This window comes from Pseudomonas kitaguniensis (assembly GCF_009296165.1).
Taxonomy (GTDB): domain Bacteria; phylum Pseudomonadota; class Gammaproteobacteria; order Pseudomonadales; family Pseudomonadaceae; genus Aquipseudomonas; species Aquipseudomonas kitaguniensis.
Window position 1 is genome coordinate 19,478 of record NZ_VUAZ01000116.1, and the last position, 22,241, is coordinate 41,718.

Genomic DNA, 22,241 nt, shown 5'->3' on the forward strand with positions numbered 1-22,241 from the left:
ATCAGAAGATCTCCTTGACAGTCAAGCCGCGCTTGGCAGCAATGGACTCAGGAGATTGCATAGCTTTCAAACCTTTGAAAGTGGCGTGAACCACGTTTACCGGGTTAGTCGAGCCGTAGCACTTGGCCAGAACGTTCTGAACGCCAGCAACTTCGAGGACAGCACGCATAGCGCCGCCAGCGATGATACCGGTACCTTCAGAAGCAGGCTGCATGTACACCTTCGAAGCGCCATGGGCGGACTTCATTGCGTACTGCAGCGTGGTGCCGTTCAGATCAACTTGGATCATGTTGCGACGAGCAGCTTCCATTGCCTTCTGGATCGCAGCAGGCACTTCACGTGACTTGCCACGGCCGAAGCCAACACGCCCTTTACCATCACCCACCACGGTCAACGCGGTGAAAGTGAAGATACGGCCGCCTTTAACGGTTTTGGCTACGCGGTTAACTTGAACCAGCTTCTCAATGTAGCCTTCGTCGCGCTTTTGGTCGTTATTTGACATAACTTAGAACTCCAGCCCAGCTTCACGAGCAGCATCAGCCAGCGCTTTAACGCGGCCGTGGTACTTGAAGCCAGAGCGGTCGAAAGCCACTTGCGAGACGCCGGCGGCCTTAGCACGCGTAGCGACCAGCTGGCCAACCTTAGTGGCCGCGTCGATGTTGCCAGTGGCACCATCACGCAGTTCTTTATCCAAAGTCGAGGCGCTTGCCAGGACTTTGTTGCCGTCGGCCGAGATGACCTGGGCGTAGATGTGCTGCGACGAGCGATACACGCAGAGACGCACGACTTCGAGTTCGTGCATTTTCAGGCGTGCTTTGCGAGCGCGACGCAGTCGAGTAACTTTTTTGTCGGTCATTTGCTATGCCCTACTTCTTCTTGGCTTCTTTACGACGGACGACTTCGTCCGCGTAGCGCACACCTTTGCCTTTGTAAGGCTCTGGTGGACGGAAGTCGCGGATCTCAGCGGCCACCTGACCTACCAGCTGCTTATCGATGCCCTTGATCAGGATATCGGTTTGGCTAGGGGTCTCAGCGGTGATGCCTTCCGGCAGTTCGTAATCCACTGGGTGCGAGAAGCCAAGGGCAAGGTTCAACACCGTGCCTTTTGCTTGCGCTTTGTAACCAACACCGACCAGCTGGAGCTTACGCTCGAAGCCTTGGCTTACGCCTTGGACCATGTTGTTTACCAACGCACGCGTGGTACCGGCCATTGCGCGAGTTTGTTGATCGCCATTGCGAGCAGCGAAACGCAGCTCACCAGCTTCTTCAACGATCTCAACGGACGAATGGATGTTCAGTTCAAGAGTGCCCTTGGCACCCTTCACCGAAAGCTGTTGGCCTGCGAATTTTACTTCGACACCGGCTGGCAGCTTAACGGGGTTCTTAGCGACGCGAGACATGCTTATCCCCCCTTAGAACACAGTGCAAAGAACTTCGCCGCCGACACCGGCAGCGCGCGCAGCACGATCCGTCATCACACCTTTATTGGTGGAGACGATAGACACGCCGAGACCGCCACGAACTTTCGGCAGATCTTCAGCGGACTTGTACTGACGCAGGCCTGGACGGCTAACGCGCTTCACTTCCTCGATGACCGAACGGCCTTCGAAGTACTTCAGCTCGATGGACAGCAGTGGCTTGGTTTCGCTGCTGATCTGATAACCCGCAATGTAGCCTTCGTCTTTCAGGACTTTGGCAACAGCTACCTTCAACTTGGAAGATGGCATGCTTACGACGGACTTTTCAGCCATCTGGGCATTACGGATACGAGTTAGCATGTCCGCTAACGGGTCCTGCATACTCATGGGCTAGACGCTCCTAATACAAAAAAATTAGCCTTGCGGCTACATATGTCGCCGAGAATCTCCGAGCATAAAAAACACGGGCTCAGGCGAGCCGCGTATTTTAGACACACTACAGAAATGAAACAAGCCCCAAAAGGGGCTTGATCCAGATTCAAGGCCACCGGCGGTCAGTATCTTGCGATTCTGCCCACCGGGACGTTGAAAGTACTTACCAGCTGGCTTTAACCAGACCTGGTACGTCACCACGCATTGCCGCTTCACGCAGTTTGTTACGGCCGAGGCCGAACTTGCGGTAAACGCCGTGTGGACGACCGGTCAGGCGGCAGCGGTTACGCATGCGCGAAGCGCTTGCGTCACGTGGCTGCTTCTGCAGAGCAACTGTAGCTTCCCAACGCGCTTCTGGACTTGCGTTCAGATCAACGATGATTGCTTTCAGTGCTGCACGCTTCTTGGCGTACTTGGCAACCGTGAGCTGACGTTTCAGCTCGCGGTTTTTCATGCTCATCTTGGCCATGGTCCTACTCCAATCAGTTGCGGAACGGGAATTTGAAAGCACGCAACAGGGCGCGACCTTCATCATCGTTCTTGGCAGTGGTGGTCAGGGTGATGTCCAGACCGCGGAGAGCATCGATCTTGTCGTAGTCGATTTCCGGGAAAATGATCTGCTCTTTCACGCCCATGCTGTAGTTACCACGACCATCGAAGGACTTGGCATTCAGGCCGCGGAAGTCGCGGACCCGAGGCAGGGAGATCGACAGCAGACGATCCAGGAATTCGTACATACGCTCACGGCGCAGAGTCACTTTGACGCCGATCGGCCAGCCTTCGCGGACTTTAAAGCCAGCGATGGATTTGCGAGCGTAGGTCACAACGACTTTTTGGCCGGTGATCTTTTCCAGGTCAGCAACAGCGTGCTCGATGACTTTTTTATCACCGACCGCTTCGCCCAAACCCATGTTCAGGGTGATTTTGGTAACGCGTGGAACTTCCATCACGTTCGAAAGCTTAAGTTCTTCCTTAAGCTTCGGTGCGATTTCTTTCCAGTAAATCTCTTTTAGTCGTGCCATGGTCTTCTACCTAGCAGTGTTCAAGCATCAACCGCTTTTTGGGTCGACTTGAAGACACGAATTTTCTTGCCATCTTCTACTTTGAAACCAACGCGGTCAGCCTTGTTGGTTTCGCCGTTGAAAATGGCGACGTTAGAAGCGTCCAGTGGAGCTTCTTTTTCGACGATACCGCCTTGCACGCCCGACATCGGGTTAGGCTTGGTATGACGCTTAACCAGGTTCAGACCACCGATAACCAGACGGTTATTAGCGAGAACCTTAAGCACCTTACCGCGCTTACCTTTGTCTTTGCCGGCGATCACGATGATCTCGTCGTCACGACGAATCTTTTGCATGTCGGATCTCCTTACAGCACTTCTGGGGCGAGCGAGACGATCTTCATGAACTTCTCAGTACGAAGTTCACGGGTCACTGGCCCAAAGATACGGGTGCCGATCGGCTCTTGCTTGTTGTTCAGAAGAACAGCAGCGTTGCCATCAAAGCGGATAATGGAGCCATCTGCACGGCGTACGCCGTGACGAGTGCGGACTACAACAGCAGTCATCACTTGGCCTTTTTTCACCTTACCGCGAGGAATTGCTTCCTTCACGGTAACTTTGATGATGTCACCGATACCAGCGTAACGACGATGGGAGCCACCCAGCACCTTGATGCACATAACACGGCGAGCGCCGCTGTTATCGGCCACATCGAGCATGGATTGAGTCTGAATCATATAATTTCTCCGACCCCTAGTCCTTAGACTTCCACAGCGCGTTCGAGAACATCAACCAGTGCCCAAGACTTGGTCTTGGCCAGCGGACGAGTTTCACGAATAGTGACTTTGTCGCCGATGTGGCACTGGTTGGTTTCGTCGTGCGCGTGCAGCTTAGTCGAACGCTTAACATATTTACCGTAGATCGGGTGCTTAACGCGACGCTCGATCAAAACGGTGATGGTTTTGTCCATCTTGTCGCTGACAACACGGCCAGTCAGCGTACGGACAGTCTTTTCGGCTTCAGCCATGATCACTTACCTGCCTGCTGGTTGAGCACAGTCTTCACGCGAGCGATGTCACGTTTAACTTGCGAGAGCAGATGAGACTGCCCCAACTGGCCAGTTGCTTTCTGCATACGCAGATTGAACTGGTCGCGCAGCAGGCCGAGCAGTTGCTCGTTCAGCTGCTGTGCGGATTTTTCACGAAGTTCATTCGCTTTCATCACATCACCGTCCGTTTAACAAAGGCGGTGGCGAGCGGCAGCTTTGCAGCAGCCAGGGCAAAAGCCTCACGCGCCAGCTCTTCAGTTACACCCTCGATTTCATACAGGACTTTGCCTGGCTGAATCTGGGCAACCCAGTATTCCACGTTACCCTTACCTTTACCCATCCGAACTTCGAGGGGCTTTTTGGAGATAGGCTTGTCCGGGAATACACGGATCCAGATCTTACCGCCACGTTTAACGTGACGGGTCAGTGCACGACGCGCTGATTCGATCTGACGAGCGGTGAGACGACCACGAGCTACAGACTTCAGCGCGAACTCGCCGAAGCTGACTTTGCTACCGCGCTGAGCCAGGCCACGGTTGTGACCTGTCATCTGCTTGCGGAACTTCGTACGCTTTGGTTGCAACATTTGGCGTACCCCTTACTTAGCAGCTTTTTTACGAGGCGCTGGTGCTTGTGGTTTCAGTTCTTCTTGGCGACCACCAATTACTTCGCCTTTGAAGATCCAAACCTTTACACCGATCACACCGTAAGTGGTGTGAGCTTCGTAGTTGGCATAGTCGATGTCGGCACGCAGGGTGTGCAGTGGCACACGACCTTCGCGATACCATTCAGTACGTGCGATTTCAGCACCGCCGAGACGACCGCTCACTTGGATTTTGATGCCTTTGGCACCAATGCGCATGGCGTTCTGTACGGCGCGCTTCATAGCGCGACGGAACATTACACGACGCTCCAGCTGCTGAGCTACGCTCTGCGCAACCAGCATACCGTCGAGCTCCGGCTTACGGATCTCTTCGATATTGATGTGCACAGGCACACCCATTTGCTTGGTCAGGTCCTGACGCAGTTTCTCAACATCTTCACCTTTCTTCCCGATAACGATACCTGGACGAGCGGTGTGGATGGTGATACGTGCAGTTTGTGCCGGACGATGAATATCGATACGGCTTACGGACGCGCTTTTTAGTTTGTCTTGGAGATACTCACGCACCTTCAGATCAGCGAACAAATAGTCCGCATAAGTCCGACCGTCTGCGTACCAGACGGAGGTGTGCTCCTTGACGATTCCCAGGCGAATGCCAATGGGATGTACTTTCTGACCCATCTCTTCGACTCCGTTACTTGTCAGCAACCTTGACAGTGATATGGCAAGACCGCTTGACGATGCGATCAGCACGGCCTTTGGCACGCGGCATGATACGCTTCAGCGAACGCCCTTCGTTGACGAAAACGGTGCTGACCTTAAGGTCATCAACGTCTGCGCCTTCGTTATGCTCGGCGTTGGCTACGGCCGACTCCAGCACTTTCTTGATGATCTCGGCGGCTTTCTTACTGCTGAAAGCCAACAGGTTGAGCGCTTCGCCCACCTTCTTCCCGCGGATCTGGTCGGCGACCAAGCGGGCTTTCTGGGCGGAGATTCGAGCGCCCGACAACTTAGCGGCTACTTCCATTTCCTAACCCCTTAACGCTTGGCTTTCTTGTCTGCCACGTGCCCACGATAAGTGCGGGTACCGGCAAACTCGCCTAGTTTGTGGCCGACCATGTCTTCGTTCACGAGAACTGGGACGTGAAGGCGACCGTTGTGTACTGCGATGGTCAAACCGACCATTTGTGGCAGGATCATCGAACGACGCGACCAGGTTTTCACTGGTTTGCGATCGTTCTTTTCCGCCGCCACTTCGATCTTCTTCAGTAGGTGAAGATCAATAAAAGGACCTTTTTTCAGAGAACGTGGCACTGTCGTATCCCTCTATTTACTTGCGACGACGGACGATCATTTTGTCGGTACGCTTATTACCACGAGTCTTCGCGCCCTTAGTCGGGAAGCCCCATGGCGATACCGGATGACGACCACCAGAGGTACGACCTTCACCACCACCGTGTGGGTGGTCAACCGGGTTCATGGCAACACCACGAACGGTTGGGCGAACGCCACGCCAGCGTTTGGCACCAGCTTTACCCAGCGAACGCAGGCTGTGCTCGGAGTTCGAGACTTCACCCAGGGTCGCGCGGCATTCAGCCAGCACTTTACGCATCTCACCAGAACGCAGACGCAGGGTCACGTAGACACCTTCACGAGCGATCAGCTGAGCCGAAGCACCAGCGGAACGAGCGATTTGCGCGCCTTTACCTGGCTTCAATTCGATGCCGTGTACGGTGCTACCAACTGGAATGTTGCGCAGTTGCAGAGCGTTGCCCGGCTTGATCGGTGCCAAAGCACCTGCGATCAGCTGGTCACCAGCACTCACGCCTTTAGGGGCGATGATGTAGCGACGCTCGCCATCTGCGTACAGCAGCAGAGCGATGTGAGCAGTACGGTTTGGATCGTATTCAATACGCTCGACAGTGGCAGAGATGCCATCTTTGTCGTTGCGACGGAAATCGACCAGACGATAATGCTGCTTATGGCCACCACCGATGTGACGAGTGGTAATACGACCATTGTTGTTACGACCACCAGTCTTCGATTTTTTCTCGAGCAGCGGTGCGTGAGGAGCGCCTTTATGCAGCTCCTGGTTGACCACCTTGACCACAAAACGGCGGCCAGGGGAAGTCGGTTTGCATTTAACAATTGCCATGATGCACCCCTTCCTTACTCAGCACTGCTGCTGAAATCGAGATCTTGGCCTGGCTGAAGGGAGATAACTGCCTTCTTCCAGTCATTACGCTTGCCCAGACCGCGAGCAGTGCGCTTGCTCTTACCCAGAACATTCAGGGTAGTAACACGCTCTACTTTCACGCTGAACAGGCTTTCGACGGCCTTCTTGATTTCCAGCTTGGTTGCGTCAGTTGCAACCTTGAAAACGAACTGGCCTTTCTTGTCAGCCAGAACCGTAGCCTTTTCGGAAACGTGCGGGCCAAGCAGAACTTTAAATACGCGTTCCTGGTTCATCCCAGCAGCTCCTCGAATTTCTTCACGGCCGACACGGTGATCAACACCTTGTCGTATGCGATCAGACTAACTGGGTCGGAACCTTGCACGTCACGTACATCGACGTGTGGCAGGTTGCGAGCAGCCAGGTACAGGTTCTGATCAACAGCTTCAGACACGATTAGAACGTCGGTCAGATTCATGTTGTTCAGCTTGCCCAACAGATCTTTGGTTTTTGGACCATCAACAGCGAAGTCCTGAACCACGACCAGACGATCAGTACGCACGAGTTCAGCAAGGATGGAGCGCAGTGCTGCGCGGTACATCTTCTTGTTGAGCTTCTGAGTGTGATCCTGTGGACGCGCTGCGAAAGTGGTACCGCCGCCACGCCAGATTGGGCTACGGATAGTACCGGCACGAGCACGGCCAGTACCTTTCTGACGCCAAGGGCGCTTACCGCCACCACGAACGTCGGAACGGGTCTTTTGCTGCTTGCTACCTTGACGGCCGCCAGCCATGTAGGCCACGACTGCTTGGTGAACCAGCGTCTCGTTGAACTCGCCGCCAAACGTCAGTTCGGAAACTTCGATCGCTTGAGCGTCATTTACATTTAATTGCATGTCAGCTTCCCCTTAACCGCGAGCCTTGGCCGCTGGACGTACAACCAGGTTGCCGCCAGTAGCGCCAGGAACAGCACCCTTGACCAACAACAGATTGCGTTCAGCGTCGACGCGCACTACTTCGAGGGACTGCACGGTCACGCGCTCAGCGCCCATATGACCGGACATTTTTTTGCCCTTGAATACACGACCAGGAGTCTGGCACTGGCCAATAGAGCCCGGGACGCGGTGGGAAACGGAGTTACCGTGAGTGTTGTCTTGACCACGGAAATTCCAACGCTTGATCGTACCCTGAAAGCCTTTACCCTTGGACTGACCGGTTACATCAACCAGTTGACCAGCGGCGAAGATTTCAGCGTTGATCAGATCGCCAGCCTGGTAGTCGCCATCTTCAAGACGGAACTCCATAACAGTACGACCAGCTGCAACGTTTGCTTTAGCGAAGTGACCTGCTTGAGCAGCAGTCACGCGCGAAGCACGACGCTCGCCGACAGTGACTTGCACTGCACGATAGCCATCGGTTTCTTCAGTTTTGAACTGGGTGACGCGATTCGGCTCGATCTCAATGACCGTAACCGGAATGGAGACACCTTCTTCGGTGAAAATACGGGTCATACCGCATTTACGACCGACTACACCAATAGTCATGTTGTAAACCTCATGAGTGTACGGGGCTTTCACCCGCTATGGCCGCCCATTTCAGAGCGTTACACGACTAAGACCCAAGTCTTAGCCGAGGCTGATCTGTACTTCCACACCGGCCGCCAGATCAAGCTTCATAAGTGCATCAACGGTTTTATCCGTTGGCTGGACGATGTCCAGTACGCGCTTATGAGTGCGGATCTCGTACTGGTCACGCGCGTCTTTGTTGACGTGCGGGGAGACCAGAACGGTGAACCGCTCTTTACGGGTAGGCAGTGGAATTGGACCACGCACTTGAGCACCAGTACGTTTCGCGGTTTCCACGATTTCCTGGGTGGATTGGTCGATCAGGCGATGGTCAAAAGCCTTCAACCTGATACGGATTTGCTGATTTTGCATTGGATTTCAGACTCCGGCTGCTATTCCCAGCGAGCGCAATACGCCCGTTAAAAGGAGGCGCAATTCTATAGACGGCCCTGATAGGTGTCAACCCAATAAAAAAGGCCCCCGCTGAGCGGGGGCCTTTTCAAAACATCAGAGCTATCTCAGAAGAGATAATTACTCGATGATTTTAGCTACAACGCCAGCACCAACGGTACGGCCGCCTTCACGGATTGCGAAACGCAGACCGTCTTCCATAGCGATGGTTTTGATCAGGGTGACAACCATTTTGATGTTGTCGCCTGGCATTACCATTTCTACGCCTTCCGGCAGTTCGCAGTTACCGGTTACGTCGGTAGTACGGAAGTAGAACTGTGGACGGTAGCCTTTGAAGAACGGAGTGTGACGACCGCCTTCTTCTTTGCTCAGCACGTACACTTCAGCTTCGAACTTGGTGTGCGGCTTAACCGAACCTGGCTTGACCAGAACCTGGCCACGCTCAACGTCGTCACGCTTGGTACCACGCAGCAGAACGCCGCAGTTCTCGCCAGCACGACCTTCGTCGAGCAGCTTACGGAACATTTCAACACCGGTGCAGGTGGTGACGGTAGTGTCACGCAGACCAACGATTTCCAGTGGATCTTGAACCTTGACGATACCGCGCTCGATACGACCAGTTACAACAGTACCGCGACCGGAGATCGAGAATACGTCTTCGATTGGCATCAGGAACGGCTTGTCGATAACACGAACTGGATCTGGGATGTAGCTGTCCAGAGTCTCAACCAGTTTACGAACGGACGTGGTGCCCATTTCGTTATCGTCTTTGCCTTCCAGAGCCATACGAGCAGAACCGATGATGATCGGAGTGTCGTCACCTGGGAAGTCGTAAGTGCTCAGCAGATCGCGCACTTCCATCTCAACCAGTTCCAGCAGCTCAGCGTCGTCTACCAGGTCAGCCTTGTTCAGGTAAACCACGATGTACGGAACGCCAACCTGACGGGACAGCAGGATGTGCTCACGGGTTTGTGGCATCGGACCATCAGCGGCCGAGCAAACCAGAATAGCGCCGTCCATTTGAGCAGCACCGGTGATCATGTTCTTCACATAGTCAGCGTGACCTGGGCAGTCAACGTGAGCGTAGTGACGGATCAGCGAGTTGTATTCAACGTGCGCGGTGTTGATGGTGATACCACGAGCTTTTTCTTCTGGTGCGCTGTCGATTTTATCGAAATCAACGATTGCGGAACCGAATACTTCGGAGCAAACGCGAGTCAGAGCAGCAGTCAGAGTGGTTTTACCGTGGTCAACGTGACCGATGGTGCCAACGTTGACGTGCGGTAGGGAACGATCAAATTTTTCTTTAGCCACGACAATTAACTCCTTGCCTAAAGGACTGAATCAGCCTTGTTTTTTGGATACAGTTTCAGCGATATGCGCCGGAGCTGTGTTGTATTTTTTGAATTCCATAGAGTAGCTTGCGCGACCCTGGGACATGGAGCGAACGTCGGTCGCATAACCGAACATCTCACCCAACGGAACCTCGGCGCGAATCACTTTGCCGGAAACCGTGTCTTCCATACCCAAGATCATGCCGCGACGACGGTTAAGGTCGCCCATGACATCACCCATATAGTCTTCAGGTGTAACAACTTCTACCGCCATGATTGGCTCAAGCAACTCACCACCGCCCTTCTGGGCCAGTTGCTTGGTTGCCATGGAAGCAGCCACCTTAAACGCCATCTCGTTGGAGTCGACGTCGTGGTAAGAACCGTCAAAAACGGTTGCTTTCAGGCCGATCAGCGGATAGCCGGCAACAACACCGTTCTTCATCTGCTCTTCGATACCCTTCTGGATAGCAGGGATGTATTCCTTGGGAACAACACCACCGACTACTTCGTTCACGAATTGCAGACCTTCCTGACCTTCGTCAGCAGGCGCAAAACGGATCCAGCAGTGACCGAACTGACCACGACCGCCGGACTGACGAACGAACTTGCCTTCGATTTCACAGTTCTTCGTGATGCGCTCACGATAGGAAACCTGAGGCTTACCGATGTTGGCTTCGACGTTGAACTCACGGCGCATCCGGTCAACCAGGATGTCCAGGTGCAGCTCGCCCATGCCGGAGATGATCGTTTGACCAGTCTCTTCATCAGTTTTGACGCGGAAAGATGGATCTTCCTGAGCAAGTTTGCCCAGAGCGATACCCATTTTTTCCTGGTCATCCTTGGTCTTGGGCTCAACGGCAACCGAAATAACCGGCTCCGGGAAGTCCATACGAACCAGGATGATTGGCTTGTCAGCGTTGCACAAGGTTTCACCGGTGGTGACGTCCTTCATGCCGATCAAGGCCGCGATGTCACCAGCGCGTACTTCCTTGATCTCTTCGCGGGCGTTTGCGTGCATTTGCACCATACGACCCACGCGCTCTTTCTTGCCTTTAACCGAGTTGATCACGCCGTCGCCGGAGTTCAACACGCCCGAGTAAACGCGGACGAAGGTCAAGGTACCCACGAATGGGTCAGTGGCAATTTTAAATGCCAGAGCGGAGAACGGTTCAGCGTCGTCTGCATGACGCTCCAGCTCGATAGTCTCGTCATCCGGGTCAGTACCCTTGATGGCAGGAATATCAACCGGTGCCGGCAGGTAGTCGATCACAGCATCGAGAACCAGGGGAACGCCCTTGTTCTTGAACGAGGAACCGCAAACAGCCAAGACGATCTCACCAGCGATAGTACGCTGACGCAGAGCAGCCTTGATTTCCACGTTGGTGAGTTCTTCACCTTCGAGGTACTTGTTCATCAGCTCTTCGTTGGCTTCGGCCGCAGCTTCAACCATGTTGTTGCGCCATTCGTCAGCCAGTTCCTGCAGTTCAGCAGGGATAGGCTTGCGAACAGGAACCATACCTTTGTCAGCATCGTTCCAGTAAACAGCTTCCATGGTCAGCAGATCGATCTGGCCCTGGAAATTGTCTTCGGAACCGATAGCCAACTGGATTGGCACCGGGGTGTGACCCAAGCGCTGCTTGATCTGACCGATCACGCGCAGGAAGTTCGCACCGGCACGGTCCATCTTGTTGACGTAAACAAGACGTGGAACGCCGTATTTGTTGGCTTGACGCCATACGGTTTCCGACTGAGGCTCAACGCCCGAGGTACCGCAGAACACAACGACAGCGCCGTCGAGTACGCGCAGGGAGCGTTCAACTTCAATGGTGAAGTCTACGTGGCCCGGGGTATCGATTACGTTGAAGCGGTGCTCGTCTTTGTACTGCTTCTCGGAACCTTTCCAGAAGGCGGTAATAGCAGCAGAAGTAATGGTAATACCACGCTCCTGCTCCTGAACCATCCAGTCTGTGGTCGCGGCGCCGTCATGCACCTCGCCCATCTTGTGACTTTTGCCGGTGTAAAAAAGGACGCGCTCGGTGGTGGTGGTTTTACCAGCATCCACGTGAGCGACGATACCGATGTTACGGTAGCGACTAATCGGAGTAGTACGAGCCATAAAGCCCTCGCAAAATTAGTGAAGCTGGAATTAGAAGCGGTAGTGCGAGAAAGCTTTGTTAGCTTCAGCCATACGGTGCACGTCTTCACGCTTCTTAACAGCAGCACCTTTACCTTCAGCAGCGTCCAACAGTTCGCCAGCCAAACGCAGGGCCATAGACTTCTCGCCGCGCTTACGGGCGAAGTCTACCAACCAGCGCATTGCCAGAGCGTTACGACGGGACGGGCGAACTTCAACCGGAACCTGGTAAGTAGCACCGCCTACACGGCGCGACTTCACTTCGACCAGCGGAGCGATGGCGTCGAGAGCTTTCTCGAAGATTTCCAGGGGGTCGCTGTTCTTGCGTTCTTTAACCTTTTCCAGCGCGCCATAAACGATACGTTCGGCAACGGCTTTCTTGCCGCTTTCCATCACGTGGTTCATGAACTTGGCCAGAATTTGGCTTCCGTATTTTGGATCGTCAAGCACTTCGCGCTTGGCTGCTACGCGTCTTCTTGGCATGGATAAGCCCTCAAACGGTCTTCAGGTTCGCTCGGAATCGGTGCCCTTTCGGGACGCCTCCGACCTTACTCTTATCGACTCAGAAAATAAGATGATTCAGTTTTACAAAAAGCCGCTACTACTTAGGCTTCTTGGTACCGTACTTCGAACGACCCTGGTTACGACCTTTAACGCCGGAAGTATCCAAGGAGCCGCGTACGGTGTGATAACGAACACCTGGCAAGTCTTTTACACGACCGCCGCGGATCAGTACCACGCTGTGCTCTTGCAGGTTGTGACCTTCACCACCGATGTACGAGGAAACCTCGAAACCGTTGGTCAGGCGCACACGGCATACTTTACGCAGTGCCGAGTTAGGTTTTTTCGGCGTAGTGGTATACACGCGAGTGCATACGCCACGACGTTGCGGGCAGTTCTGCAGCGCAGGCACGTCGGATTTCTCGACGATACGCTTACGCGGCTGACGTACCAGCTGGTTGATAGTTGCCATCTACTAGCTCCACTGTTGTCTTGCGACGCTATTGTCTTGCAAGAAAAGCAAAATGGCAGGAACGAATTCCCGCCAAATTTAGGGGTACAAGAGTCTAAAGAGGATCTTGCCCCCAGTCAAGGCAAGGCCCCGACCTCCCCACGCGTCGAACCGGGGCAATAGTGCCTCGATCCGACGAATGGGGCTGCCAGGGCCCAGACTTATTTATCGCAGAACTCAGTTACCGCTTGAGTTCAGCGCTTCGGTCAGTGCAGCTTCCACTTCACTGGCGCTTACGCGCAACGGCTTGTCAGCATCACGGCGGCGCTTGCGCTCGCTGTGGTAAGCCAAACCGGTACCTGCCGGGATCAGACGACCCACGACTACGTTTTCTTTCAGGCCGCGCAGGTAATCGCGCTTGCCGGTTACCGCTGCTTCGGTCAGTACGCGAGTGGTCTCCTGGAAGGAGGCCGCCGAGATGAACGACTCAGTGGACAACGACGCCTTGGTGATACCCAGCAGAACACGAGTGAACTTGGAGACAAACTTGTCATCCGCGCCCAGACGTTCGTTCTCGACCAATACGTGAGTCAGTTCCATCTGGTCGCCCTTGATGAAACTCGAATCGCCGGATTCAGCGATTTCAACTTTACGCAGCATCTGACGCAGGATGGTCTCGATGTGCTTATCGTTGATCTTCACGCCTTGCAGACGGTAAACGTCCTGGATCTCGTTAACGATGTACTTGGCCAGCGCACTCACACCCAGCAGACGCAGGATGTCATGTGGATCGCTCGGGCCGTCGGAGATAACTTCGCCGCGGTTTACCTGTTCGCCTTCGAAGACGTTCAGGTGACGCCACTTCGGAATCAGCTCTTCATACGGATCGCTACCGTCGTTCGGGGTAATGACCAGACGGCGCTTGCCCTTGGTCTCTTTACCGAACGCGATGGTGCCGCTGACTTCAGCCAGAATCGACGCTTCTTTCGGACGACGAGCTTCGAACAAGTCAGCAACACGCGGCAGACCACCGGTGATGTCACGGGTCTTCGAAGTTTCTTGCGGGATACGCGCGATAACATCACCGATCGCGATCTTCGCACCGTCCGCTACACCGACCAGGGCGTTGGCTGGCAGGAAGTACTGAGCGATTACGTCAGTGCCTGGCAGCAACAGATCCTTGCCGTTGTCATCAACCATCTTCACGGCAGGACGGATGTCTTTACCGGCAGCTGGACGATCTTTTGCGTCGAGTACTTCAATGTTGGTCATACCGGTCAATTCGTCAGTCTGACGCTTGATCGTGATGCCTTCTTCCATGCCCACGTAGGTCACGGTACCTTTCATTTCGGTAACGATTGGGTGAGTGTGCGGATCCCACTTGGCCACGATTGCGCCAGCGTCGACCTTGTCACCTTCTTTAACCGAAATCACAGCACCGTACGGCAGCTTGTAGCGCTCACGCTCACGACCGTAGTCATCAGCGATTGCCAGCTCACCGGAACGGGACACAGCCACCAGGCAACCATCCACTCGCTCAACGTGTTTCAGGTTGTGCAGACGGACAGTACCGCCGTTCTTCACCTGAACGCTGTCGGCTGCGGAGGTCCGGCTTGCCGCACCACCGATGTGGAACGTACGCATGGTCAGCTGGGTACCCGGCTCACCGATGGACTGGGCAGCGATAACGCCGACCGCTTCACCGATGTTCACCTGGTGACCACGAGCCAAATCACGGCCGTAGCACTTGGCGCAAATGCCATAGCGGGTTTCGCAGCTGATCGGCGAGCGAACAATCACTTCGTCGATGCTGTTGAGTTCGATGAACTCGACCCACTTTTCGTCTACCAGAGTGCCCGCAGGAACAATGATTTCTTCGGTGCCAGGCTTGAATACGTCACGGGCGATTACTCGACCCAGTACGCGCTCACCCAATGGCTCAACAACGTCGCCGCCTTCGATGTGCGGAGTCATCAGCAGACCGTGTTCGGTACCGCAGTCAACTTCAGTCACAACCAAGTCTTGCGCAACGTCTACCAGACGACGTGTCAGGTAACCGGAGTTAGCGGTTTTCAACGCGGTATCCGCCAGACCTTTACGAGCACCGTGAGTGGAGATGAAGTACTGAAGTACGCTCAAACCTTCACGGAAGTTCGCAGTAATCGGCGTTTCGATGATGGAACCGTCCGGCTTGGCCATCAGGCCACGCATACCGGCGAGCTGACGGATCTGCGCAGCAGAACCCCGTGCGCCCGAGTCGGCCATCATGTACATCGAGTTGAACGACTCTTGATCGACTTCTACGCCATGACGGTCGATAACCTTCTCTTTCGAGAGGTTAGCCATCATTGCCTTCGACACTTCGTCGTTGGCCTTGGACCAAAGGTCGATCACTTTGTTGTACTTCTCGCCCTGGGTTACCAGGCCGGAGGCGTACTGGCTTTCGATTTCTTTCACTTCATCAGTAGCAGCACCGATGATCTGAGCTTTTTCATCCGGGATAACGAAGTCGTTAACACCGATGGAAACGCCGGAAATGGTCGAATAAGCGAAGCCGGTGTACATCAACTGGTCAGCGAAGATCACGGTCTCTTTCAAACCAACCACGCGGTAGCACTGGTTGATCAGCTTGGAGATCGCCTTTTTCTTCATCGGCAAGTTGACGACGTCGTACGACAGACCTTTTGGCACAACTTGATACAGCAGCGCACGGCCGACGGTAGTGTCGACGATACGGGTGCCGCTCACGCTGCCGCCGTCACGGTCGTTGACCGTTTCGTTGATCCGCACTTTAACCTTGGCGTGCAGTGCGGCTTCGCCGGCACGGAACACACGGTCAACTTCTTGCAGGTCAGCGAATACGCGGCCTTCGCCTTTGGCGTTGATCGCTTCGCGAGTCATGTAGTACAGACCCAATACAACGTCCTGCGACGGCACGATGATTGGCTCACCGTTGGCTGGCGACAGAATGTTGTTGGTCGACATCATCAACGCACGCGCTTCCAACTGGGCTTCCAGTGTCAGCGGTACGTGCACGGCCATTTGGTCGCCGTCGAAGTCGGCGTTGTACGCAGCACAGACCAGAGGGTGCAGCTGAATAGCCTTGCCTTCGATCAGTACCGGTTCAAACGCCTGGATACCCAGACGGTGAAGGGTCGGTGCACGGTTGAGGAGAACCGGGTGTTCGCGAATCACTTCAGCAAGAACGTCCCAAACCTCTGGCAGTTCGCGCTCGACCATTTTCTTGGCCGCTTTGATGGTGGTCGCGAGACCGCGCATTTCCAGCTTGCCGAAGATGAATGGCTTGAACAGCTCAAGTGCCATCTTCTTGGGCAGACCGCACTGGTGCAGACGCAGAGTCGGGCCTACGGTAATTACCGAACGACCGGAGTAGTCAACACGCTTACCGAGCAAGTTCTGACGGAAACGACCTTGCTTACCCTTGATCATGTCAGCCAGGGATTTCAGAGGACGCTTGTTCGAACCGGTGATAGCGCGGCCACGACGGCCGTTGTCGAGCAAGGCATCGACGGCTTCTTGCAACATACGCTTTTCGTTGCGCACGATGATGTCCGGAGCGGACAGATCAAGCAGACGCTTCAACCGGTTGTTACGGTTGATCACGCGGCGGTACAGGTCGTTGAGGTCGGAAGTCGCGAAGCGACCGCCATCCAACGGTACCAGCGGACGCAAGTCTGGCGGCAGAACCGGCAGAACGGTCAGCACCATCCACTCTGGCAAGTTGCCGGAACCCTGGAAGGCTTCCATCAACTTCAGACGCTTGGACAGCTTCTTGATTTTGGTTTCGGAGTTGGTTTGCGGAATTTCTTCACGCAGACGGCCAATCTCGTGTTCCAGGTCGATAGCGTGCAGCAGTTCACGGACAGCTTCGGCACCCATGCGGGCATCAAAGTCGTCGCCGAACTCTTCCAGCGCTTCGAAGTACTGCTCGTCGTTGAGCAGCTGACCTTTTTCAAGGGTGGTCATGCCTGGATCGATAACGACGTAGCTCTCGAAGTAGAGAACACGTTCGATGTCGCGCAGGGTCATGTCCATCAGCAAGCCGATACGGGACGGCAGCGATTTCAGGAACCAGATGTGAGCAACCGGCGAAGCCAGCTCGATGTGCGCCATGCGCTCACGACGAACTTTAGCCAGCGCGACTTCAACGCCGCACTTCTCGCAGATCACACCACGGTGCTTCAAGCGCTTGTACTTACCGCACAGGCACTCGTAATCCTTTACCGGGCCAAAGATCTTGGCGCAGAACAGGCCGTCACGCTCAGGTTTGAACGTACGGTAGTTGATGGTTTCCGGCTTTTTAACTTCACCGAACGACCACGAACGGATCATCTCAGGCGATGCCAACCCAATACGGATGGCGTCGAACTCTTCGACTTGACCCTGGTTTTTCAGCAAATTCAGTAGGTCTTTCAAGGCCTTTCCTCCTGGCGGAGCAGAGAGCGGGCTAAACAGCCCCGCTCTCGATTCGCGTCACGTGTTATTCGGTTTCCAGATCGATATCGATGCCGAGGGAACGAATTTCTTTGATCAACACGTTGAAAGACTCGGGCATGCCCGGCTCCATACGGTGATCGCCGTCCACGATGTTTTTGTACATCTTGGTCCGACCGTTCACATCGTCCGACTTCACTGTGAGCATTTCTTGCAGAGTGTAAGCAGCACCGTATGCTTCCAGTGCCCAGACCTCCATCTCCCCGAAACGCTGACCACCGAACTGAGCCTTACCACCCAGCGGCTGCTGGGTAACCAGGCTGTACGAACCGGTAGAACGAGCGTGCATCTTATCGTCTACCAAGTGGTTCAGCTTCAGCATGTACATGTAGCCAACTGTAACCGGACGCTCAAACTTGTTGCCGGTACGGCCGTCGAACAACTGCATCTGGCCGCTTTCTGGCAGGTCTGCCAGTTTCAGCATGGCCTTGATTTCGCTTTCCTTGGCACCGTCGAACACCGGGGTAGCCATTGGAACGCCGCCGCGCAGGTTCTTCGCCAAATCCAGAATTTCCTGGTCGGTGAAGGTGTCCAGCTCTTCGTTGCGACCGCCGATCTCGTTGTAGATCTCGTGCAGGAACTTGCGCAGGTCAGCAACCTTGCGCTGCTCTTCGATCATACGATTGATCTTCTCGCCCAGCCCTTTAGCCGCAAGGCCCAGGTGAGTTTCAAGGATCTGACCAACGTTCATACGCGAAGGTACGCCCAACGGGTTGAGGACGACGTCGACCGGTGTGCCATTGGCATCGTGCGGCATGTCTTCAACCGGCATGATCACAGAGACCACACCTTTGTTACCGTGACGACCGGCCATCTTGTCGCCCGGCTGGATGCGGCGACGGATTGCCAGGTAAACCTTGACGATTTTCAGCACGCCTGGAGCCAGGTCATCGCCCTGCTGCAGTTTGCGCTTCTTGTCTTCGAACTTGTCGTCCAGCAGACGGCGACGATCAACGATGTAGGCCTGAGCCTTCTCGAGCTGCTCGTTCAGAGCATCTTCAGCCATGCGCAGTTTGAACCACTGGCCGTGCTCAAGACCGTCGAGTACTTCGTCGGTGATGTCCTGACCTTTCTTCAGACCTGCGCCGCCTTCAGCCTTGTGGCCTACCAGGGCGGAACGCAGACGTTCGAAGGTCGCGCCTTCAACGATACGGAACTCTTCGTTCAGGTCCTTGCGGATCTCGTCGAGTTGAGTCTTCTCGATGGACAGTGCACGAGCATCACGCTCAACGCCGTCACGGGTGAAGACCTGTACGTCGATGACAGTGCCCTTGGTACCGGTAGGTACACGCAGGGAAGTGTCTTTAACGTCGCTGGCTTTTTCACCGAAGATGGCACGCAGCAGCTTTTCTTCCGGCGTCAGTTGGGTCTCGCCTTTCGGAGTGACCTTACCCACCAGAATGTCGCCTGCGCCAACTTCAGCACCTACGTAAACGATACCGGCTTCGTCCAGCTTGTTCAGCGCAGCTTCACCCACGTTCGGGATGTCTGCGGTGATTTCCTCTGGCCCAAGCTTGGTGTCACGCGCCACACAGGTCAGTTCCTGAATGTGGATCGTGGTGAAGCGATCTTCCTGAACCACACGCTCGGACAGGCAGATGGAGTCTTCGAAGTTGTAACCGTTCCAGGCCATGAACGCGATGCGCATGTTCTGACCCAGTGCCAGCTCACCCATATCGGTGGAAGGACCGTCAGCCATGATGTCGCTGCGCTGAACCCGATCACCCTTGCTCACCAGCGGACGCTGGTTGATGCAGGTGTTCTGGTTGGAGCGGGTGTATTTGGTCAGGTTGTAGATGTCGACACCGGCTTCGCCAGTTTCAACTTCGTCATCAGCAACACGCACCACGATACGGCTGGCATCAACCGAGTCGATCACGCCGCCACGGCGAGCCACGACGCAAACGCCGGAGTCACGGGCTACGTTACGCTCCATGCCGGTACCTACCAGCGGCTTGTCAGCGCGCAGGGTCGGTACAGCTTGACGCTGCATGTTGGAACCCATCAACGCACGGTTGGCGTCATCGTGTTCCAGGAACGGGATCAGCGACGCAGCAACCGAAACTACCTGCTTCGGCGATACGTCCATCAAGGTGACGTCTTCCGGCGCCTTGACGGTGAACTCGTTCAAGTGACGAACAGCTACCAGCTCGTCGATCAGGACTTTCTTGTCGTTCATCGTGGCCGAAGCCTGAGCGATCACGTGATCAGCTTCTTCGATGGCGGACAGGAACACGATCTCGTCGGTGACCAGAGCGTCTTTCACCACGCGGTACGGGCTCTCAAGGAAGCCGTACTGGTTGGTGCGCGCATAAGCGGCCAGGGAGTTGATCAGGCCGATGTTCGGACCTTCCGGCGTTTCGATCGGGCAAACACGACCGTAGTGCGTAGGGTGTACGTCACGAACTTCGAAGCCTGCACGCTCACGCGTCAGACCGCCCGGGCCCAGTGCAGAAACACGGCGCTTGTGGGTGATCTCGGAGAGCGGGTTGTTCTGGTCCATAAACTGCGAGAGCTGGCTGGAACCGAAGAACTCTTTCACCGCGGCAGCCACTGGCTTGGCGTTGATCAGGTCTTGCGGCATCAAGCCTTCGCTTTCAGCCATCGACAGACGCTCTTTGACCGCACGCTCTACACGTACCAGGCCAACGCGGAACTGGTTCTCGGCCATTTCGCCTACGCAGCGAACACGACGGTTACCCAGGTGGTCGATGTCATCGACGATGCCTTTACCGTTACGGATGTCGACCAGAGTCTTCAGTACCGCGACGATGTCTTCCTTGCACAACACGCCCGAACCTTCGATCTCGGTGCGACCGATACGACGGTTGAACTTCATCCGGCCGACCGCAGACAGGTCATAGCGCTCTGGGCTGAAGAACAGGTTGTTGAACAGGGTCTCGGCAGCGTCTTTGGTGGGTGGCTCGCCAGGACGCATCATGCGATAGATTTCGACCAGCGCTTCCAATTGGTTGCTGGTGGAGTCGATCTTCAGAGTGTCGGAGACGAACGGGCCGCAGTCGATGTCGTTGGTGTACAGCGTCTCGATGCGAACAACCTGAGCCTTGGCGATTTTTGCCAGGATCTCGGTGTTCAGCTCGGTGTTGCACTCAGCCAGGATTTCGCCGGTAGCCGGGTGAACGATGACCTTGGCGGTGGTGCGGCCGAGGACGTAGTCCAAAGGCACGTCCAGCGACTTGATACCGGCTTTCTCGATCTGATTGATGTGGCGCGCGGTAATACGACGACCGGCCTCAACAATCACTTTGCCGTTTTCATCCTGGATATCCAGGACGGCAATTTCACCACGCAGACGCGAAGCAATCAGCTCCAGGCTGAGGGTTTCATCCTTCAGGCTGAATACGTTGGTGGTGTAGAAAGCGTCCAGCACTTGCTCAGTGGTATAGCCGAGCGCGCGCAGCAGTACCGAGGCCGGCAGCTTGCGACGACGGTCGATACGCACAAACACGCAGTCTTTCGGGTCGAACTCGAAGTCCAACCACGAACCGCGGTACGGAATGATCCGCGCGGAGTACAGCAGCTTACCGGAGCTGTGCGTCTTGCCGCGGTCGTGGTCGAAGAACACGCCCGGGGAACGGTGCAGCTGGGAAACGATAACACGCTCGGTACCGTTGATAACGAAGGTACCGTTTTCAGTCATCAACGGGATTTCGCCCATGTAGACTTCTTGCTCTTTGATGTCCTTGATCGCTTTGTTCGACGATTCTTTGTCGAAAATGATCAGACGGACTTTTACCCGCAAAGGTACGGCGTACGTAACACCGCGCAACACGCATTCTTTGACATCAAATGCCGGTTCGCCCAGGCGATAACCGACGTACTCCAGCGCAGCATTGCCGGAGTAGCTGATGATCGGGAAAACGGATTTGAAGGCCGCATGCAGGCCCACGTCGCGGAACTGATCTTTAGTCGCTCCCGCTTGCAAGAATTCACGATACGAATCCAGCTGGATAGCCAGAAGGTACGGGACATCCATGACGTCCGGCAACTTGCTAAAGTCCTTGCGGATACGTTTTTTCTCAGTATATGAGTAAGCCATCAGCGTTCCCCAGCTTGGTCACCTGCTTGTTTGGCCCCTCCCGACGGGAACAGCCAGAAAATCTCGCAAACCCCATGGTTTGCACCACCGCATCGGGTGGCTACAGCGCGTTAGTGGCGGCGACCGAGTCGACAGCCAAGAACGGAAAAAGGCCGGTGGCAAGAGCCACCAGCCATCAGCCTTCAGCTTAACGCTTGGGCTGGAGACGCAAAGTCGATACTTATTTCAGCTCGACTTTAGCGCCTGCTTCTTCCAGAGCAGCCTTGGCTTTGTCGCCAGCGTCTTTCGACACAGCTTCCAGAACCATGCTAGGAGCAGCGTCAACTACAGCCTTGGCTTCTTTCAGGCCCAGACCGGTCAGTTCACGAACTGCCTTGATCACGTTTACTTTCTTCTCGCCGGATTCCAACAGCATAACGTTGAATTCGGTTTGCTCTTCAGCAACAGCAGCAACAGCGGCTGGGCCAGCAGAAGCAGCGGCAGCGGAAACGCCGAATTTTTCTTCGAAAGCTTTGATCAGCTCAACAACCTGCAGAACCGACATTTCAGCTACGGCGTTGAGGATATCTTCTTGGGAGATAGACATTACTGTATTT

Annotated in this window: 26 protein-coding genes; all 26 read right to left on the minus strand. The window is 55.0% G+C overall.

Annotation, left to right across the window (positions count from 1 at the left end; translation table 11 throughout):
- Window position 1 precedes the first annotated feature (1 nt).
- A complete protein-coding gene (gene rpsE, locus F0169_RS19030; protein WP_003176409.1) occupies window positions 2-502 on the minus strand; it encodes a 30S ribosomal protein S5 in 501 nt (166 codons plus the stop codon).
- Between the two features lie 3 nt (window positions 503-505).
- A complete protein-coding gene (rplR, locus tag F0169_RS19035; protein WP_015886135.1) occupies window positions 506-856 on the minus strand; it encodes a 50S ribosomal protein L18 in 351 nt (116 codons plus the stop codon).
- A 10-nt stretch (window positions 857-866) separates the two neighbouring features.
- Window positions 867-1,400, minus strand: a complete 534-nt coding sequence (gene rplF / locus F0169_RS19040; RefSeq protein ID WP_003176412.1) for a 50S ribosomal protein L6 — start codon at window positions 1,398-1,400, stop codon at window positions 867-869.
- 12 nt (window positions 1,401-1,412) lie between these two features.
- Window positions 1,413-1,805, minus strand: coding sequence for a 30S ribosomal protein S8 (rpsH, locus tag F0169_RS19045; RefSeq protein ID WP_010566853.1), 393 nt, complete (start codon window positions 1,803-1,805; stop codon window positions 1,413-1,415).
- Between the two features lie 208 nt (window positions 1,806-2,013).
- Complete coding sequence (gene rpsN, locus F0169_RS19050) at window positions 2,014-2,319, minus strand: 30S ribosomal protein S14 (RefSeq protein WP_003176414.1); 306 nt, start codon at window positions 2,317-2,319, stop codon at window positions 2,014-2,016.
- 13 nt (window positions 2,320-2,332) lie between these two features.
- The gene (rplE, locus tag F0169_RS19055) at window positions 2,333-2,872 is read right to left on the minus strand and encodes a 50S ribosomal protein L5 (RefSeq protein WP_003176415.1); all 540 of its coding nucleotides are present in this window, start codon (window positions 2,870-2,872) and stop codon (window positions 2,333-2,335) included.
- A 20-nt stretch (window positions 2,873-2,892) separates the two neighbouring features.
- Entirely contained in the window at window positions 2,893-3,207 is a 315-nt protein-coding gene (rplX, locus tag F0169_RS19060; protein WP_003176416.1) for a 50S ribosomal protein L24, read from the minus strand.
- An 11-nt stretch (window positions 3,208-3,218) separates the two neighbouring features.
- Complete coding sequence (gene rplN / locus F0169_RS19065) at window positions 3,219-3,587, minus strand: 50S ribosomal protein L14 (RefSeq protein WP_002555479.1); 369 nt, start codon at window positions 3,585-3,587, stop codon at window positions 3,219-3,221.
- 23 nt (window positions 3,588-3,610) lie between these two features.
- On the minus strand, window positions 3,611-3,877 hold the full coding sequence (gene rpsQ / locus F0169_RS19070; RefSeq protein WP_003176419.1) for a 30S ribosomal protein S17: 267 nt from the start codon (window positions 3,875-3,877) through the stop codon (window positions 3,611-3,613).
- 2 nt (window positions 3,878-3,879) lie between these two features.
- The gene (gene rpmC, locus F0169_RS19075) at window positions 3,880-4,071 is read right to left on the minus strand and encodes a 50S ribosomal protein L29 (RefSeq protein ID WP_002555481.1); all 192 of its coding nucleotides are present in this window, start codon (window positions 4,069-4,071) and stop codon (window positions 3,880-3,882) included.
- On the minus strand, window positions 4,071-4,484 hold the full coding sequence (rplP, locus tag F0169_RS19080) for a 50S ribosomal protein L16 (protein WP_003232424.1): 414 nt from the start codon (window positions 4,482-4,484) through the stop codon (window positions 4,071-4,073). The genes rpmC and rplP overlap by 1 nt, the downstream gene beginning before the upstream one ends.
- Before the next feature lie 12 nt (window positions 4,485-4,496).
- Window positions 4,497-5,183, minus strand: a complete 687-nt coding sequence (rpsC, locus tag F0169_RS19085; RefSeq protein WP_003176422.1) for a 30S ribosomal protein S3 — start codon at window positions 5,181-5,183, stop codon at window positions 4,497-4,499.
- Between the two features lie 13 nt (window positions 5,184-5,196).
- The gene (gene rplV / locus F0169_RS19090; protein ID WP_003210077.1) at window positions 5,197-5,529 is read right to left on the minus strand and encodes a 50S ribosomal protein L22; all 333 of its coding nucleotides are present in this window, start codon (window positions 5,527-5,529) and stop codon (window positions 5,197-5,199) included.
- A gap of 11 nt (window positions 5,530-5,540) precedes the next feature.
- The gene (gene rpsS / locus F0169_RS19095) at window positions 5,541-5,816 is read right to left on the minus strand and encodes a 30S ribosomal protein S19 (protein WP_003232420.1); all 276 of its coding nucleotides are present in this window, start codon (window positions 5,814-5,816) and stop codon (window positions 5,541-5,543) included.
- 16 nt (window positions 5,817-5,832) lie between these two features.
- Window positions 5,833-6,657 (minus strand): 50S ribosomal protein L2, encoded by an 825-nt coding sequence (gene rplB / locus F0169_RS19100; RefSeq protein ID WP_003176423.1) that lies wholly within the window; start codon window positions 6,655-6,657, stop codon window positions 5,833-5,835.
- Window positions 6,658-6,671: 14 nt separating this feature from the next.
- Window positions 6,672-6,971 carry a 50S ribosomal protein L23 gene (gene rplW / locus F0169_RS19105; RefSeq protein ID WP_002555488.1) on the minus strand — a complete coding sequence of 100 codons (300 nt, stop codon included), beginning with the start codon at window positions 6,969-6,971 and terminating at the stop codon, window positions 6,672-6,674.
- Window positions 6,968-7,570 carry a 50S ribosomal protein L4 gene (gene rplD, locus F0169_RS19110; protein WP_058414071.1) on the minus strand — a complete coding sequence of 201 codons (603 nt, stop codon included), beginning with the start codon at window positions 7,568-7,570 and terminating at the stop codon, window positions 6,968-6,970. Before rplD ends, rplW begins: the two co-directional genes overlap by 4 nt.
- A gap of 12 nt (window positions 7,571-7,582) precedes the next feature.
- Window positions 7,583-8,218: a 50S ribosomal protein L3 gene (gene rplC, locus F0169_RS19115; protein ID WP_003194649.1), complete on the minus strand. Its 636-nt coding sequence runs from the start codon at window positions 8,216-8,218 to the stop codon at window positions 7,583-7,585.
- Window positions 8,219-8,299: 81 nt separating this feature from the next.
- The gene (gene rpsJ / locus F0169_RS19120) at window positions 8,300-8,611 is read right to left on the minus strand and encodes a 30S ribosomal protein S10 (protein WP_003186070.1); all 312 of its coding nucleotides are present in this window, start codon (window positions 8,609-8,611) and stop codon (window positions 8,300-8,302) included.
- A 159-nt stretch (window positions 8,612-8,770) separates the two neighbouring features.
- Entirely contained in the window at window positions 8,771-9,964 is a 1,194-nt protein-coding gene (gene tuf / locus F0169_RS19125; protein ID WP_003176426.1) for an elongation factor Tu, read from the minus strand.
- Window positions 9,965-9,994: 30 nt separating this feature from the next.
- Window positions 9,995-12,100 carry an elongation factor G gene (gene fusA / locus F0169_RS19130; protein WP_015886136.1) on the minus strand — a complete coding sequence of 702 codons (2,106 nt, stop codon included), beginning with the start codon at window positions 12,098-12,100 and terminating at the stop codon, window positions 9,995-9,997.
- 30 nt (window positions 12,101-12,130) lie between these two features.
- Window positions 12,131-12,601, minus strand: a complete 471-nt coding sequence (gene rpsG, locus F0169_RS19135; RefSeq protein WP_002555493.1) for a 30S ribosomal protein S7 — start codon at window positions 12,599-12,601, stop codon at window positions 12,131-12,133.
- Between the two features lie 118 nt (window positions 12,602-12,719).
- Entirely contained in the window at window positions 12,720-13,091 is a 372-nt protein-coding gene (gene rpsL, locus F0169_RS19140) for a 30S ribosomal protein S12 (RefSeq protein ID WP_002555494.1), read from the minus strand.
- Window positions 13,092-13,307: 216 nt separating this feature from the next.
- A complete protein-coding gene (rpoC, locus tag F0169_RS19145; protein WP_058414070.1) occupies window positions 13,308-17,507 on the minus strand; it encodes a DNA-directed RNA polymerase subunit beta' in 4,200 nt (1,399 codons plus the stop codon).
- Window positions 17,508-17,571: 64 nt separating this feature from the next.
- On the minus strand, window positions 17,572-21,645 hold the full coding sequence (gene rpoB, locus F0169_RS19150; RefSeq protein ID WP_058414069.1) for a DNA-directed RNA polymerase subunit beta: 4,074 nt from the start codon (window positions 21,643-21,645) through the stop codon (window positions 17,572-17,574).
- 220 nt (window positions 21,646-21,865) lie between these two features.
- The gene (gene rplL, locus F0169_RS19155) at window positions 21,866-22,231 is read right to left on the minus strand and encodes a 50S ribosomal protein L7/L12 (protein WP_058414068.1); all 366 of its coding nucleotides are present in this window, start codon (window positions 22,229-22,231) and stop codon (window positions 21,866-21,868) included.
- Window positions 22,232-22,241 lie beyond the last annotated feature (10 nt).

Bases quoted from the DNA above. Each gene is read 5' to 3' on its own strand.
- rpmC (WP_002555481.1), bottom strand. From the start codon at position 4,071: ATGAAAGCGAATGAACTTCGTGAAAAATCCGCACAGCAGCTGAACGAG.
- rplF (WP_003176412.1), bottom strand. From the start codon at position 1,400: ATGTCTCGCGTCGCTAAGAACCCCGTTAAGCTGCCAGCCGGTGTCGAA.
- rpsE (WP_003176409.1), bottom strand. From the start codon at position 502: ATGTCAAATAACGACCAAAAGCGCGACGAAGGCTACATTGAGAAGCTG.
- rplW (WP_002555488.1), bottom strand. From the start codon at position 6,971: ATGAACCAGGAACGCGTATTTAAAGTTCTGCTTGGCCCGCACGTTTCC.
- rplN (WP_002555479.1), bottom strand. From the start codon at position 3,587: ATGATTCAGACTCAATCCATGCTCGATGTGGCCGATAACAGCGGCGCT.
- rplL (WP_058414068.1), bottom strand. From the start codon at position 22,231: ATGTCTATCTCCCAAGAAGATATCCTCAACGCCGTAGCTGAAATGTCG.
- rplP (WP_003232424.1), bottom strand. From the start codon at position 4,484: ATGTTGCAACCAAAGCGTACGAAGTTCCGCAAGCAGATGACAGGTCAC.
- rpsN (WP_003176414.1), bottom strand. From the start codon at position 2,319: ATGGCCAAGATGAGCATGAAAAACCGCGAGCTGAAACGTCAGCTCACG.
- rpsQ (WP_003176419.1), bottom strand. From the start codon at position 3,877: ATGGCTGAAGCCGAAAAGACTGTCCGTACGCTGACTGGCCGTGTTGTC.
- rpsG (WP_002555493.1), bottom strand. From the start codon at position 12,601: ATGCCAAGAAGACGCGTAGCAGCCAAGCGCGAAGTGCTTGACGATCCA.
- rpsC (WP_003176422.1), bottom strand. From the start codon at position 5,183: ATGGGTCAGAAAGTACATCCCATTGGCATTCGCCTGGGAATCGTCAAG.
- fusA (WP_015886136.1), bottom strand. From the start codon at position 12,100: ATGGCTCGTACTACTCCGATTAGTCGCTACCGTAACATCGGTATCGTC.
- rpsH (WP_010566853.1), bottom strand. From the start codon at position 1,805: ATGAGTATGCAGGACCCGTTAGCGGACATGCTAACTCGTATCCGTAAT.
- rplD (WP_058414071.1), bottom strand. From the start codon at position 7,570: ATGCAATTAAATGTAAATGACGCTCAAGCGATCGAAGTTTCCGAACTG.
- rpsJ (WP_003186070.1), bottom strand. From the start codon at position 8,611: ATGCAAAATCAGCAAATCCGTATCAGGTTGAAGGCTTTTGACCATCGC.
- rpoB (WP_058414069.1), bottom strand. From the start codon at position 21,645: ATGGCTTACTCATATACTGAGAAAAAACGTATCCGCAAGGACTTTAGC.
- rpsL (WP_002555494.1), bottom strand. From the start codon at position 13,091: ATGGCAACTATCAACCAGCTGGTACGTCAGCCGCGTAAGCGTATCGTC.
- rplC (WP_003194649.1), bottom strand. From the start codon at position 8,218: ATGACTATTGGTGTAGTCGGTCGTAAATGCGGTATGACCCGTATTTTC.
- rplX (WP_003176416.1), bottom strand. From the start codon at position 3,207: ATGCAAAAGATTCGTCGTGACGACGAGATCATCGTGATCGCCGGCAAA.
- rplR (WP_015886135.1), bottom strand. From the start codon at position 856: ATGACCGACAAAAAAGTTACTCGACTGCGTCGCGCTCGCAAAGCACGC.
- rplB (WP_003176423.1), bottom strand. From the start codon at position 6,657: ATGGCAATTGTTAAATGCAAACCGACTTCCCCTGGCCGCCGTTTTGTG.
- rplV (WP_003210077.1), bottom strand. From the start codon at position 5,529: ATGGAAGTAGCCGCTAAGTTGTCGGGCGCTCGAATCTCCGCCCAGAAA.
- rplE (WP_003176415.1), bottom strand. From the start codon at position 2,872: ATGGCACGACTAAAAGAGATTTACTGGAAAGAAATCGCACCGAAGCTT.